The organism is Methylobacterium sp. WL119 (genome assembly GCF_008039875.1).
GTDB lineage: Bacteria > Pseudomonadota > Alphaproteobacteria > Rhizobiales > Beijerinckiaceae > Methylobacterium.
This window is the reverse complement of the sequence record NZ_VRUU01000122.1, coordinates 1-13,158: the sequence shown is the minus strand read 5'-3', so window position 1 is coordinate 13,158 and position 13,158 is coordinate 1. Positions and strand designations below refer to the sequence as shown.

Sequence of the window (13,158 nt, the reverse complement as noted above, 5' to 3'; positions counted from 1 at the left end):
CTTGAGCCTCATGGTCGGCGATAAACGATGAAGGGGCCCGATCGGGCCCCTTCATCGTTCAAGCTGCGGCCGCCATTGGCCTGGTTTTACTCCGCCACAGCGGCCTGGAATTGGTCCGCCCTTTACACAGGATGTTGACGAACCCAACCTCGGAGACCTTGAGGCCGACCGCACGTAGGAACGTCCCGGGATGCCGCGTGAGGATTTCGACCAAGGGGAGCTTCGCGACGGCGTGCTGCCGCTTGAGCCGCTCGAATGCCGGGCTTTCGTGGACGCGCAGGCGGATGAACAGGCCGATGCCGACGAAGAAGATGCTGGCCAGGAAGGGAAGGCGCCATCCCCAAGCGTAGAGTTCGGCCTCGGGCAGGAGACTGACGAGAGCGAAGGCGCCGGTCGAAGCCACGACGCCGATCGGGTAGCCGAGTTGAACGGTGCTCGCGAAGAACCCTCGCCGCCGGCTCGGAACGCTCTCGACCACCATGAGCACCGCGCCGCCCCATTCGCCGCCCAGCCCGATGCCCTGCAGGAGCCTCAACGTGACGAGGGCGATCGGAGCCCAGACGCCGACCTGGTCGTAGGTCGGCAGACACCCGAGCAGGAATGTCCCGAGGCCCATGATGACGAGTGTCAGGGACAGCATCGCCTTACGGCCGACGCGGTCCCCGAAATGGCCGAAGATGGCGGCCCCGATCGGGCGAGCCAGGAAACCCACGGAGTGGGCCGCGAAAGCGGCGATGGTCCCGACGATCGGATCGAAGCTCGGAAAAAACAATCTGTTGAATAGAAGGGCGCTTGCGGTGCCGTAGATGAGGAAGTCATAATACTCGACCGTCGTGCCGATGACGCTCGATGCGACGACCTTGCGTTGCTCCCTGTCCAGGCTCTGCGATGGGGCGACGATTGGATTTTCTAACACGGCTTCCATCGGTGTCATGGCGTCGCTCCCTCGCTATAGGATTGGTTTTCGCGCTACTGAATTTTCGCTATGTTCTTGCGCTAATGAAACAAACAGACATAGTATTGAACTACATAGATCGACGCCCCGTTAGAGGCGTCGATCAAGATCGTTCAGTTGATCGTGTCCGTCGCGACGGCAGCAACGAGGGCAACCTCGACGAGGATGCCCGGCGCGGCGAGCTTGCTCTCGACGCAAGCCCGGGCGGGCCCCGGTTCGGCCACCCATGCGTCCCAGACGACATTGAATTCATCCCGGTGCGCGATGTCGGGGACCCAAACCATCGCGCTGAGGATCTTGCTCTTGTCCGAGCCGGCAGCGGCCAGGAGGGCATCCAGCTTGGCCAGGACCTGGCGGGATTGCCCCTGCACGTCCGCGGTCAAATCGTCGGGTGTCTGTCCGGAAGTATAGATCAGGCCGTTGTGAACCGTTGCGCCGCTCAATCGTTTTCCCGGCTTTATGTGGTTGATCATCTTGGTTCCTTTGGTTGAGTTAGGCGGAGGACAAGGGACGGCGTTCGCCGGATCGATGGATCCACGTGATGCCGTGCTCGGAAGGATTGGAAATGTTCATCGCCCGTGTCGAGACGATGAGGCATTGGGTGCAGCCTGTCCCGGGATACGAGACGCTTTCGACGGCTGGGGCTATGATGCCTTACTCATGGAAGCATGAGTTCGCGGGTAATGTGTGATGCCTCCTCCTACATCTTGCACTTGATCGCTTGAGATCCGGGCCGTTCAATCGGCGTTCGTGACCACGACGAGAGCTTCGGCAACTGATTGGCCGAGCGAGCGTACGCGATGCGGTATCATGGAGTCGAAATATACCGAATCGCCGACATCCATTCGAACGACCCGATCCTTGAATTCGATCTCGATCTGCCCGGACAACACGAAGAGATACTCCTCGCCCGCATGGGTGAACGACGCCGGGCTCTGGAACTCCTTCGGCGGGCGAATGACGAACGGCTGCATCGCTTTCTGCGTCCGGCTCGAAGCGATCGCACGATAGTTGAAGTCGCCGCCGCCTTCTTTCAGGAAGGGAGTCCCTTCACCGTTGCGAACGAGGCAGATCGCGTCCTGCTTGATCGTTTCGCCGAGCAAGTCGCCGACGCTGACGCCGAATGCCTGCGAGACCTTCAAGACGGTCGTGATCGACGGTACCGCCTGTTGGCGCTCCACCTTCGAGAGGTAGCTCTTGGTCAGGCCCGTCGCTTCGGCCAAGCCATCGAGCGTCATCTTCCGTTGGCCGCGCATGAAACGAATGCGTATGCCCAGATCCGCATCGCTCGCACCGGCGCCTGGTTCCTGTGTCAATGACCTCGGCACGGTGTCGTTCATCGGTTCTCCGGCCCTCATGGCGCCGCCCCCTCGTGGCGCACGCCCGGCCGAACGCCCTCGCGCCGCGATCGAGGCTGGACGGCATGTAGTATGGCGCCCTGCATCACCCGGACCTTGCGGGCGTACGGCGATGTGATCGTCGACCGCAAGCGCATCATCCCGCTCCGTCTGGACTGCATGGCGCCCCCTCTTTCACCCGATTAAGGCGATGAGAGGGTTTCTGATATGACACCATGTTGCCTACGATCGCAGCCCTTGTAAAGCGCTATACGGACGTGATTGAGAACCCCCTGGTTTGTCTCTATGGTTGCATCATGACACTATGTGTCATATAGAGCGACTCAGGCGGTTGCCTATCGCCCGTTCGACGGCATGGGGCCTTCGATATCCCGGCAGCGCCCAACCACGGAGACGCACCCAAGTGTCTCATTACGGAAACCAAGGCATCGAGAGCATCGCGAAAGTCAGCTTTATGAAATCGATTGGAGCTTTGATCGTCATGACGACCCTTGCCGGTGTCCCTGCGCGGGCACAGCCCATGCCCTACACGACGGCCACGACGACTTACGGGACGGCCCAGATCGACGGCATCAAGCTGTTCTATCGCGAAGCGGGTCCTAAGGGTGCCCCGACGATCGTTCTGCTGCATGGCTATCTGTCATCCTCTCGGATGTGGGACAGCCTGATCCCGCTTTTGGCCGATAGGTATCACCTGATCGCTCCGGATTATCCCGGTTTCGGTCAGAGCGAGGCGCCTACGCCAGAGCGATACGACTACACCTTCGACCATCTTGCCGAGACGATGGGCTCGATGCTGCAAAAGCTCGGGGTTCAACGCTACACGCTGTTCATGCAGGACTACGGCGGTCCTATCGGGATCCGCATGGCGATGGCCGCCCCGGAACGTGTGCAGGCGTTCATCGTACAGAATGCCAACGCCTACGATGAAGGCCTTGGTGCGAAGTGGGCAAATATCGCGAAGTATTGGTCGGATCCGGCGTCACATCCGGAGCAGGTCGACAACTTCATGGGGTACGAGGGAACCAAACAGCGCCATCTCGGCACCAGCCCGCATCCGGAACGCTATAATCCGGATGGCTGGGACGATGAATTCGCACGCCTGTCCCGTCCCGGGCAACGCGAGATCCAGTCGAAACTCCTCTACGACTACCGCACGAACGTTGAATCGTACCCGATGTGGCAAGCTTGGCTGAGGTATCACAAGCCCCGCACACTCGTGATGTGGGGTCGTTACGACCCCTCCTTTATCGTCCCGGGCGCGGAGGGCTACAAGCGGGACCTGCCCGATGCCGAGATGCATATCCTCGATGCCGGGCATTTCGCGTTGGACGAGAAGACCGAGGAGATCGCGGGTCTGGTTCGTGGCTTCATGGCCAGGGCCGTTCCCCAGGCTGACGTCTCGGGAGATGCGATTGGGTCGAAGTGAGATCCGTTGGGTCCCCCATCGGTTCCAGGATCATCGATGGCGGCACTGCGCCAAGGCGAACCAAGGACACCCGGTGGCTTCTCGCCTGCAACGGCCGCGTCGCCGAACTAAAGGTAAGTGCCCGTTGGGCTTTCTCGCTCGACGCGATGCCCGATGGTCCTGAAAGCTTGTCGCTCGGCCGCGTTGTCGGGACCAAGGGCGTGAGACCGTCGATGGATCGCCTGCACGCGGGCGCCGGCCGCCTCGGCGCGGCGGCGGGATCTGCCGTGACGCGGCACCTCATGCAATGCTTGGAGAACTGGTCGTGGCCGGCGATGAAGCGTCATTCCTGATCGACGCGGTCTTGGTGGGGCCAGCCGCGCCGTTCGGCTCGCACGGCGGTCGCAGCGGCATCGTCAAGACACCGGCGACAGGGCCGGTCCCTGTCGAGACGGGTGGGATGGCCGGGGACGAGCAGGCGGATCGACGCTACCACGGCGGTCCAGAGAAGGCCGTCCATCACTATGCCTTCGACCATTACGCGGAGTGGAAACGCTCGCTCCGGCCCGCATGCCGAGCCGTGTTGGCGACCCCCGGCGCCTTCGGAGAGAATCTGTCCACTTCCGGTTTGACGGAGGCGGAGGTCTGCGTCGGCGACATCTGGCGGGCCGGGACGGCGCTGCTGCAGGTGAGCCAGGCGCGCCAGCCGTGCTTCAAGCTCAACCATCGTTTCGGGCTTGCCGATATGGCTATCCGCGTCTGTCCGTCGTCAGATGATTTGGGACATTCAGCGGTGTTCAGGAGCGGAGGCTCTGGTCCATCTGGAGTAAGAGGTTAGGCAGCCTGCGCGTGGTGGCGCAAGCGGCGATCCATCAGGGTCTGGCGCTTGATGCGTTCCCGCTCGGCCAGGATCCCTTCGCCGCGTCCGAAGTAGACGTCGGCGGGCGTGAGGTTGCTCAGGCTCTCATGGGCTCGGGCATGGTTGTAGTGTTCAACGAAGGCCGCCACCCGCGCTTCGAGTTCGCCGGGCAAGTAGGCGTGTTCGAGCAGGATGCGGTTCTTGAGCGTCTGATGCCAACGCTCGATCTTGCCCTGCGTTTGCGGATGGCATGGCGCACCGCGGATGTGTGTCATGCCCCGAATGCCGAGCCAGTCAGCCAGGTCGCTGGCGACGTAGCTCGGCCCGTTGTCGGAGAGCAGGCGTGGCGGCTGCATCACCCGCGCCTGATCGAGCCCAGCCGCCCCCAGCGCCAGGTCGAGCGTGGCGGTGACGTCGCTGGCCTGCATCGTCGTGCACAGCTTCCAGGCGACGATGTAGCGTGAGAAGTCGTCCAGGACCGTCGACAGGTAGTACCAGCCCCAGCCAACGACCTTCAGGTAGGTGAAGTCCGTCTGCCAAAGCTGGTTGGGCGCGGTGGTCTTATCGCGGAACTCGTCGGCGGCCTTGATGACGATATAGGCCGGGCTGGTGATCAGGTCCTGAGACTTGAGCAACCGGTAGACCGTCGCTTCCGAGACGAAGTAGCGGCGCTCGTCGGTGAAGCGCACCGCCAGTTCACGCGGACTGAGTTCAGGCTGCTCCAGAGCCAAGGCAACGATCTGCTCGCGGATCTCCGCAGGTAGACGGTTCCAGACCCGGCTCGGCTGCGAAGGATGGTCATTCAACGCCTCGGGGCCGCCGCGCCGGTAGGCGTCGTACCAGCGGTAGAACGTCGAGCGGGTGATGCCGAGCTTGTCCAGGGTGGCACGCACCGGCAGGTGGGATTGCTCGACCAGCCGAATGATCTCCAGCTTCTCGGGGGCCGGGTACCTCATGCCTCGTCGCCCCCAGCCTCGCTCATGCTTTTTTTAAGCAGACGGTTCTCCAGGACGAGATCAGCTACGACCTCCTTCAGCGCCCCCGCTTCGCGACGGAGATCCCGCACCTCATCGGTGGTGGCCGCACGAGACGTGTCGCCGGACAGGCGCTTCTTGCCAGCCTCCAGGAACTCCTTGGACCAGCCGTAGTACATCGAGGCGGCGATCCCCTCACGTCGGCAAAGCTCGGCTATGCTGTCCTCGCCACGCAAGCCTTCCAGCACCACGCGGATCTTCTCCTCGGACGAGAACTGCCGACGTGTGGCCCGACGGATGTCCTTGATCACCGCTTCTGCCGGCTTCTTGGCCGGTCCGGATGTCTGCTTCATCTTCGCTCCTCAGGGGCTACGATGAACCAGCCATCCTCCGTTCGTGAAGACCCTCATTCTGTCCCACAGGTGCTGACGTCGGACAGGCCAGCATCTTCGTTCATGAGCTCGAACTGCTGATCGTTAGGTACATCGTCGACGAATACCACCAGAGGGAACATGCCGGACTGAGCGGGATGCGCCCGATCACGGCCTGGACGAGGTCGACGAACGAGCTTGAGGACGCGCCCGACGACATCCAGAGGCATGCGGCCTTCGGCATCCGTCGCACGAACCTCCGCATCCAGAAGACGGGCATCACGTTCATGCACGTCCAGTACAAGCACCCGAGGATGGCCATCCTGCACGGCCATGCGTCCCACCGCGACCTGACCGGCGTGATCAACCCGAACGACCTCGGCACCATCCTGGTGCTGGTGCCGGAGGAGGCGAGGATCGGGCTGGGCGGCCATGGCGACTACATGGAGTTCAAGGCGGAGGACTTCCGCGGCGTCCCCCTGGCCAGGCTAGAGCACTTCAACGACGTGCTGCTCGAATTCGAGAAGGCCGAGAAGGAAGACGGTCGAAGCATCCGGCACGAGGCACGCCGGTTCATCAAGGATGCCGCCGAGACCGCGCGTGACCGGGCGGGCGTGCCGTCGGACACGATGACGAGCGAGCAATACCTCAACTTCCTCGATCGCATGGAACGTTCGAGCGTCCGCGCCACCCAACCCCGGCCGAAGCCCGAGGGCGCGCCGATGTCGGACATGGACGAGCCCGACACCCTCGGTGAGTCCATCGCACGGCCGCAGGGGGCTTCCCGCCTCGGCAAGCCGGGGGTGGTGCCGACCCCGCGCTCCATCAATCGATATCGCGACGAGGAACGCTCATGACCGGTCACACCACATCCCCGGGCACCGACGTCACGGCCGAGGACGACGCCTATTTTCGGTCCGTCCTCGGCGGGATGCCCGACGGCAGCCGGCGCGTCATCGAGGGGCTGGAGAGCGTCAGGTCGGTCTATGTCGACTGCGCGCGGGACAAGGCGCTGCTCAACGGCTTCAATCGCTTCCTGGAGCGCGTTCTCGCCCGGCGGGCGGAAAAGCGCGACGAGGCGGAGATCTTCTTCCTCGCCGGCGCCAGCGGCGCCGGGAAGTCCGCCGCGATCGGACGGATGCTGCAAAACCATGCCGCACTCCGACCCGAACAGACGTCGTACGGCCACGTCCACCGTTACGTCTCGATCAAGCTGAAGGGATACACCCACCCACGCCTCGTCGGTCGACAGATCATCAGGGAAGCCGGCTATGGGATGGGGCACCAGATGGGCCGCGGCGAGGTCTGGGACGAGATGGCCGGCCACCTGCGCTCCCAGCGCGTTTTCCTCGTCCATATCGACGAGGCACAGCACCTCCTTAAGAGGAACGCCTCGCATCAGGAGCGCGAGGATCTCGCGAACGCCATCAAGGCCGTATCCATCGACACGCATTGGCCCGTCGGCTTCGTGCTGTCCGGATTGCCGGATGTCATCAAGATCGCGGGCGGGGACGAGCAGATCGAACGACGGGGAAACTTCGTGACGTTCGCGGATGTCCAGATTCCCGATGAGAGGGACCTCGTCGTCGACATCATCGCGAGGATGGCGAAGCCGGTCGGCGTCGCCACCGGTCACCTCGACGAGACCGATCTCCCCGAGCGGCTCGCGCGTGCCGCAAGCTTCCGCTACGGCCGGATCTGCCAGATCGTGGAAGGCGCCCTCCAGGAAGCGCTCCATTGGGACAGGAAGAAGCTGACCGTCGGGCATTTCTCCGCCGCCTACGAACGAAGGTCGCACGCCGCAGGCAAGGAGATGAGGAATCCCTTCGAATACGAGTTCTGGCATCAGCTGAAGCCCGGCTCCTTCCCGTGCGCCCCCCGTGAGCCGGTGAAGACGACATGACGACGGCCATTGGCCGGTCGACGGCGCCGGATCTATACCTGCGCCTCGGCCATCCGTTGCAGCTGCGGGAGCCGGCCTTGGGCCATGCCTCCCGCCTGGCCGCGCTCAACGGCGTCGACCTCAGGACCCTCGCACGCGACATGGACCTCGACGTGGTGGGCCTCGCGCGCGGCGACGGCACCATGGTCGGAAAGCTGAGCCGGTTACGCGGCCTCGGACCCGGGGACGTGGCCTCGCTCGCGAGGTCCACGCCGACCTACGAGGGGAAGAACCTGACCCCGCACGTGAACGGCGAGGTCCTTCCCCGCCGTTCGATCCTCACGACCTTCTTCAGGATCTGTCCGCATTGCGTCGCCGAGGACATGGATGTGTTCGAGGGTCCGAAGGCGGCCCGCGCCTGGCTGAGGCTGGAATGGATCATCGATGCCGTCCGTGCCTGCGACCGGCACGGGACCCTGCTGCATGACGTCAGGCCACCCTTTCGAACGCGCGGCGGCTTCGATTTCTCCGCAACGCTCACGTCGGAGGTCCTGCCTATCCTGGACCGCTTGCGCCGGGAGGCCGACGCGAGCCCGGACGTCGCATACCGACGCTGGATCATGGCGCGGTTGGATGGTGTGCGTGATCCGGCGAACTGGCTGGATGACGTGCCGATGGACGCCGCGATGGATTTCTGCGAGGCCCTCGGCGTCTCGGCGCTGCACCCCGTCACGACACGGCCGATGCATCTCGACGCCGTCGCGTTCGGCGCCGCTTCCGAGGAGGGCTTTCGCATCGCCTCGCGTGGCGAGCTGTCCCTCCATGCGACGCTGGATCGCCTGGTGAAGGGCGCCGACCGCAAGGTCCGGGGCTCCGTCGGCTTCCTGAAGACCTACGGCCACGTATACCGGCTGCTGCAGGAAGACGACCGCAGGGACCTGGAGAAGTTCCGCCGCGTGGTCCAGTCGCATGCCTTCGCGAACCTGGCGATAAGCCCGGCAAGCACCTTCCTGGGAGGAAAGCTCGAAGTCAGACGCTTCCACACCTTGCGAAGCGCCGCGCAGACGGCCGGCCGCACGGATCGGGGCCTGCGACGCCTCTTCGAACATCGCGCGGGAGCGGCCGGTTCGGAGACCGAAGGCCGCTTCGTCGTGACGGCCGACGCGATGCACGAGGTCGTCTCCGGACTGGAAGGCTATCTCAACACCAAGGAGGTCGCGGGTGCGACGGGGCTCGACGTCCGGCTGATCGACGCCCTGGTGGAGTCCGGGCACCTTGGGATCCTGCCGATCGAGCTGCGGCTGGCCGGAGACTACAACCGGTTTCTCCGATCCGACGTCCAGGCGTTCGTCGATCGCCTATTCCGGGACGCGGTGCCGACGCGCCTCGGCCCGGGACGCCGGATGCCGGTTGCCAGGGCCCGCAGCCTCGCCCGATGCCGCGCCAGCGCGATCCTCGGCTACATCCTTTCCGGACAACTCCGATGGGTCGGACGCGATGGCGCGGACGCTCGCTACGAGAACCTCCTCGTCGACGTGGACGAGGTCATCGCGCTGAACAGGTCCCTTGCGGCGAGACGGGGACTGCTCCGGGATGAGGCCAAGGACTACCTGTATGCCGGTAGCCGAGCCGTGATCGGGAAGCTCGTCGAGGCGGTGTTGCTGGTGGAGACGGAGGAGTTCTGCGCGAGAAGCACGCGGACCGTACGGATCATTCCGAGGAACAGCATCGAGGCGTTCGTATCGGAATATGTCTTCATACGGGAGATCCTGTTGGGAAAGCAGGTCCCGGCAAGCGCGGTGCAGCGTCATCTCCTGGACGCAGGCGTCGCTCCGCTGGACCGACCGCGCGGCATCGGTCTGTACAGGCGCGACGAGGTGGTGGCGTGCGGCTTGCTCAAGCCCGGTGACCCGGGAAGGCGCACGTGGCCGATCGATCCCATTCCCTTCAGTGAAGGCCGAGGGCCGGATATGCGTCCGGCGCCATCCGGGGTGAGCCAGGGTCGAACGTGACTTGGCTGATCCCGACGGCCATCGCGATGCAGCAGAACTTGCAGGCATCGTAACGGCTCTGGAAGGACGCCGCATCCCAGGCCTCGCGCGTCACCGGTCCGCCGCCAGTGATCTCGATGCGGATGTCGTCGAGGTCGGACAGGACGTCGGCCGGATCCGTGCCGAGCGCCTTCGCCCGCTCGATGTAATCCGAGAGCATCTTCGGGTGGACCGGCACCTCGTGGTCGTCGAAACGGAACCAGCGCATGACCGTCGCGGTGTCCGGTGCCTGCACGGCGTCGCGCTGCGCGCAGACCGACATCGTCCCGACGACGCTCTCGATGGCTTCCGCGCGCGTCGATACCGGCGCCGGCGTGCCGATCATGGCGGGGACACCGTCCGGCAGGCCCTTGAACTCCAGGTCGGCGTGCCAGCCGTCGCCTTCCTGGTAGACGTGCACCCCGGAAGCCTTCGAGAGCTGCCAGTACGCCTCGGCCGAGGCCGTCGCGTTGCTGGACACCTCGACCTTCACGCCCGAGACGTCGATGAGCCGTCCCTTCAGAAGCCTCAGGAGAGAGGCTGCCTTCATCCGGTTCTGCGGGTTGCGGTGCCTGTAGCCCATGACGAAACCTCGAACCGCCGCCCGACACCTGCCGGATGGCCCGAGGCAGTGTCGGTCCGCACGATGCAAGCTTCAAATATGCGAGGCGCTTGAACCCTAGGTTTTACGCGCGGTCGGCGTCGAAGCGGAACATTGGTGCGTGGGGAAGGGAACTTTGGTATTGGCTTCGCCACAGCCCTGGGACAACAAAACGGAACATTGGTTCCGCTAACAGAGGTCGCTGCCGGTCGATCCCATCTTCCTCCTCATCCTGAGGTGTGGTCTGGTCTCGGATGCGGGGCGGATCCGACGGACTTCAAGCAACCGTCCCGATCGCCTCGCAGCGAAACGCGCCGTACGCGCCGCGGGCCAGGCGCTCGGCCAAGGCCGGCATGAACAGCGCGGCTTCCTCCGCCAGGCGCCAGGGCGGGTTGACCACGATCAGGCCGTTGCCGGTGAGCTGCGTGTCGTCGGGCCGGTCGATCATGAGGTCGAGGCGGAGCGCCGGGCGGGTCAGGGCGCCGTCGAGCGCGGCGACCATGCGGTCGACGGCGGCGAGGTTTTTGATCGGGTACCAGGCCAGGAACACGCCGGTCGGCCACTTCGCCACCGCCCTGGCCAGATGGGCGCCGAGCCGGTCGATCTCGCCCGGCACCTCGTAGGGCGGGTCGATCAGGACGAGCCCGCGGCGCTCGGGCGGCGGGATCATCGCGTTGAGGGCGGTCCAGCCGTCGAGGTGCAGCACCTTGGTGCGGGCGTAACCGTTGAAGCGCTCGCGCAGCACCGCGTGGTCCTCGGGATGCAGCTCGACGAACACGCCCTGGTCCTCGGCTCGCAAGAACTCGCGGATCAGCGCCGGCGAGCCGGGATAGGTCGTGGCGCCGTGGCGCGCCCGGACCGCGGCGATCGCGGCGCGGTAGGGGGCAAGCAGATCCTCCACGGCCTGCGGAAACGGGTCGTCGAGGCGTCCCCAGCCGTCGACCCACTCGGCGGTGCGCCCGGCTTCGTCCGCGGTGAGGTCGTAGAAGCCGAGGCCCGCATGGGTGTCGATCGCCCGATAGGGCGCCGGCTTGAGGCCGAGATGCGCGAGCACCCGCGTCAGCACAAGGTGCTTGAGCACGTCCGCGAAGTTGCCGGCATGGAAGGCGTGGCGATAGTTCATGACGGACGATCAAGCGGATCCGGCGGCCCGGGTCCAGCCGTCGGACCCCGAATCCGCCGAAAAGGCTCAGCGCGCGGCGCCGACCGTGATCTCGGGCGCGCGGCAATTGCCGCGCGCGACCTCCGGGCAGGCGGCGAACCCGCGCAGGTCCTTGGTGAAGCAGATCCGCACGTCCTGGAGCTGCCCGCGGGCGCAGGACACCGCCATCATGTCCGGCCGCAAGCCGGGGTTCGCGGTCACGAACTGCCGCGCGATCTCGATCGGCGCCAGGCGGCGCTCCGAACCCGAGGTCTTGAGGTCGTCGGGGATGGTCACCGCCAGGCGCGCCGTGCGGGCGGCGTTGAAGTAGGCGGTCGGGTCGAGGCCGGAGCAGGTGCCGTGCTTGCGCCACTCGTAGCGGGCGAGCCCCTCGCTCGGGTAGACCTGGCCGGCGACCTCCATGGCCTGCGGCGTCGGCGAGCGCTGCACGGCCGAGCAGTTCTGCGGGTAGCCGCGGGTGTATTGCGGCCACAGCCCGTGCACGACGAAGCCGAGGCCGCGCCCGGCGGCGCATTGGCGGTCGTCGCGCTGGCCGGCGGTCTCGCAGTAGGTCGGGGACCAGGACAGGGCCAGGACGTAGAAGTCGAAGCCGCCGGGCGTGTCGTTGCCGCGGCCGAAGCCGCCGTAATCCTGCGCCTGCGCGCTTCCGGCGGCCAGCAGGGCCGCCAGGGCGAGGCCGGCACGCGTCACGGGCGCGCCATGCGGCAGGCGGTGGCGTAGGCGTAGCTCAGGTCGCGGTCGAGGCCGTGGACGCAGAGCTCGACGCCCCAGGTCGCGCCGATGATGCCGAGGCTCTCGCGCACGGAGTAGTCGACCTTGCGGCGGACGCCGTCCGAGGTGGTCGCGGTCGCGGTGCAGAATCGACGTGGGATGAAATCGAGGCCCCACGGTCGCCACGCCGTCCGCTCGATCGTGTCGTAGGCTACGATCGTCAGGGACGAGTTCCAGAACTTCGCCTCCTTCTCGGCGAACTGCGTCGAGACCTTCTCCAGCACGCTCGAATCCTGGCAGGCCGGGATGTTGGCGTCGAAGGGGAAGGCGCGCTCCTCGGAAGGCTCGATGTCCTCCCGCGCCGAGCGGGCGAAGGCCGGCTGCAGGCAGCCGGCGAGGATGAGGCCGACGCCCAAAGCGACGGAGACGGCGTTCGAGCGCATGGCGGGTGCTTTCCGCGTGTTGTCCTGCATCCGGGGACGATGGCCCGGGGCACGCTCAAGTCAAGCCGGACGACCCGTCCGGCCACGCTTTCGCGGGCCGGTGGCGCACGGGAGGCACACCCGCCGGCCGGGTGACGCTCAGTAGATCGGCCCCGACGCCAGCCCGGGCGCGGCGAGCGAGAGCGGCTCCTCGGAACCGCCACCCACGTCCTCCTCCGGCAAGGCCGCCGCGACGCGGGGCGCGGGACGTGACGGAAGCGGGCGCGGCGCCGGGGCCGAGGCGTAGGCCGAGGGCGCCGCCGGCCGGGCGGGCGCCAGCCGTCGTAGATCGGCGAGCCCATCTGCGTCGGCATCGCGGCGGTGTCGATGATGTCCTTGACGCCCACCGCGATCCCGGCGAGCGG

The 13,158-nt window shown here is 65.7% G+C and carries 11 protein-coding genes and 3 pseudogenes; 5 read left to right on the top strand and 9 right to left on the bottom strand.

What is annotated here, in order from left to right; all coding sequences use genetic code 11:
• Positions 1-127: 127 nt before the first annotated feature.
• The 3 genes and pseudogenes from FV227_RS25225 to FV227_RS25215 all read right to left on the bottom strand — a co-directional run.
• Positions 128-925: pseudogene (locus FV227_RS25225) on the bottom strand (MFS transporter); the annotation flags it as partial.
• 143 nt (positions 926-1,068) lie between these two features.
• Positions 1,069-1,428 (bottom strand): RidA family protein, encoded by a 360-nt coding sequence (locus tag FV227_RS25220; RefSeq protein ID WP_147860176.1) that lies wholly within the window; start codon positions 1,426-1,428, stop codon positions 1,069-1,071.
• A gap of 264 nt (positions 1,429-1,692) precedes the next feature.
• Positions 1,693-2,295: an XRE family transcriptional regulator gene (locus FV227_RS25215; protein WP_246686623.1), complete on the bottom strand. Its 603-nt coding sequence runs from the start codon at positions 2,293-2,295 to the stop codon at positions 1,693-1,695.
• Between the two features lie 538 nt (positions 2,296-2,833).
• Between FV227_RS25215 and FV227_RS25210 the strand changes: the two genes are divergently transcribed.
• On the top strand, positions 2,834-3,742 hold the full coding sequence (locus FV227_RS25210; protein ID WP_246686624.1) for an alpha/beta hydrolase: 909 nt from the start codon (positions 2,834-2,836) through the stop codon (positions 3,740-3,742).
• Positions 3,743-4,028: 286 nt separating this feature from the next.
• Positions 4,029-4,481, top strand: a pseudogene (locus tag FV227_RS25205) (MOSC domain-containing protein); the annotation flags it as partial.
• Between the two features lie 74 nt (positions 4,482-4,555).
• On the opposite strand, the gene FV227_RS25200 reads toward FV227_RS25205, so the two are convergent.
• Positions 4,556-5,907 (bottom strand): IS3 family transposase gene (locus FV227_RS25200; RefSeq protein WP_147729836.1). Its coding sequence is split into 2 segments (ribosomal slippage): positions 4,556-5,571 and positions 5,571-5,907, totalling 1,353 coding nucleotides; the frame shifts between segments, so codons are not numbered across the junction.
• 176 nt (positions 5,908-6,083) lie between these two features.
• On the opposite strand from FV227_RS25200, the gene FV227_RS25195 reads away from it, so the two are divergent.
• From FV227_RS25195 to FV227_RS25185, 3 genes are read left to right on the top strand one after another with little or no spacing between them, the layout of a single operon-like run.
• Positions 6,084-6,782: a hypothetical protein gene (locus FV227_RS25195; protein WP_147860173.1), complete on the top strand. Its 699-nt coding sequence runs from the start codon at positions 6,084-6,086 to the stop codon at positions 6,780-6,782.
• Positions 6,779-7,828 carry an ATP-binding protein gene (locus FV227_RS25190; RefSeq protein WP_147860172.1) on the top strand — a complete coding sequence of 350 codons (1,050 nt, stop codon included), beginning with the start codon at positions 6,779-6,781 and terminating at the stop codon, positions 7,826-7,828. The genes FV227_RS25195 and FV227_RS25190 overlap by 4 nt, the downstream gene beginning before the upstream one ends.
• Positions 7,825-9,819, top strand: a complete 1,995-nt coding sequence (locus FV227_RS25185) for a TniQ family protein (protein ID WP_147860171.1) — start codon at positions 7,825-7,827, stop codon at positions 9,817-9,819. The genes FV227_RS25190 and FV227_RS25185 overlap by 4 nt, the downstream gene beginning before the upstream one ends.
• On the opposite strand, the gene FV227_RS25180 is transcribed toward FV227_RS25185, so the two are convergent.
• The 5 genes and pseudogenes from FV227_RS25180 to FV227_RS30505 all read right to left on the bottom strand — a co-directional run.
• Positions 9,755-10,420, bottom strand: coding sequence for a hypothetical protein (locus FV227_RS25180; protein ID WP_147860170.1), 666 nt, complete (start codon positions 10,418-10,420; stop codon positions 9,755-9,757). The two genes, FV227_RS25185 and FV227_RS25180, sit on opposite strands and share 65 nt — an antisense overlap.
• A 295-nt stretch (positions 10,421-10,715) precedes the next feature.
• Positions 10,716-11,561 (bottom strand): 23S rRNA (adenine(2030)-N(6))-methyltransferase RlmJ, encoded by an 846-nt coding sequence (rlmJ, locus tag FV227_RS25175; RefSeq protein WP_147860169.1) that lies wholly within the window; start codon positions 11,559-11,561, stop codon positions 10,716-10,718.
• Positions 11,562-11,627: 66 nt separating this feature from the next.
• The gene (locus FV227_RS25170) at positions 11,628-12,290 is read right to left on the bottom strand and encodes a ribonuclease T2 (protein WP_147860168.1); all 663 of its coding nucleotides are present in this window, start codon (positions 12,288-12,290) and stop codon (positions 11,628-11,630) included.
• Positions 12,287-12,754 (bottom strand): hypothetical protein, encoded by a 468-nt coding sequence (locus FV227_RS25165; RefSeq protein WP_147842583.1) that lies wholly within the window; start codon positions 12,752-12,754, stop codon positions 12,287-12,289. The genes FV227_RS25170 and FV227_RS25165 overlap by 4 nt, the downstream gene beginning before the upstream one ends.
• 138 nt (positions 12,755-12,892) lie before the next feature.
• A pseudogene (locus FV227_RS30505) lies at positions 12,893-13,158 on the bottom strand (hypothetical protein); the annotation flags it as partial.

What these genes read in the sequence shown, in the direction of transcription:
- FV227_RS25220 (WP_147860176.1), bottom strand. Translation starts at nt 1,428, where the DNA reads ATGATCAACCACATAAAGCCGGGAAAACGATTGAGCGGCGCAACGGTT.
- FV227_RS25215 (WP_246686623.1), bottom strand. Translation starts at nt 2,295, where the DNA reads ATGAACGACACCGTGCCGAGGTCATTGACACAGGAACCAGGCGCCGGT.
- FV227_RS25210 (WP_246686624.1), top strand. Translation starts at nt 2,834, where the DNA reads ATGCCCTACACGACGGCCACGACGACTTACGGGACGGCCCAGATCGAC.
- FV227_RS25195 (WP_147860173.1), top strand. Translation starts at nt 6,084, where the DNA reads ATGCGCCCGATCACGGCCTGGACGAGGTCGACGAACGAGCTTGAGGAC.
- FV227_RS25190 (WP_147860172.1), top strand. Translation starts at nt 6,779, where the DNA reads ATGACCGGTCACACCACATCCCCGGGCACCGACGTCACGGCCGAGGAC.
- FV227_RS25185 (WP_147860171.1), top strand. Translation starts at nt 7,825, where the DNA reads ATGACGACGGCCATTGGCCGGTCGACGGCGCCGGATCTATACCTGCGC.
- FV227_RS25180 (WP_147860170.1), bottom strand. Translation starts at nt 10,420, where the DNA reads ATGGGCTACAGGCACCGCAACCCGCAGAACCGGATGAAGGCAGCCTCT.
- rlmJ (WP_147860169.1), bottom strand. Translation starts at nt 11,561, where the DNA reads ATGAACTATCGCCACGCCTTCCATGCCGGCAACTTCGCGGACGTGCTC.
- FV227_RS25165 (WP_147842583.1), bottom strand. Translation starts at nt 12,754, where the DNA reads ATGCGCTCGAACGCCGTCTCCGTCGCTTTGGGCGTCGGCCTCATCCTC.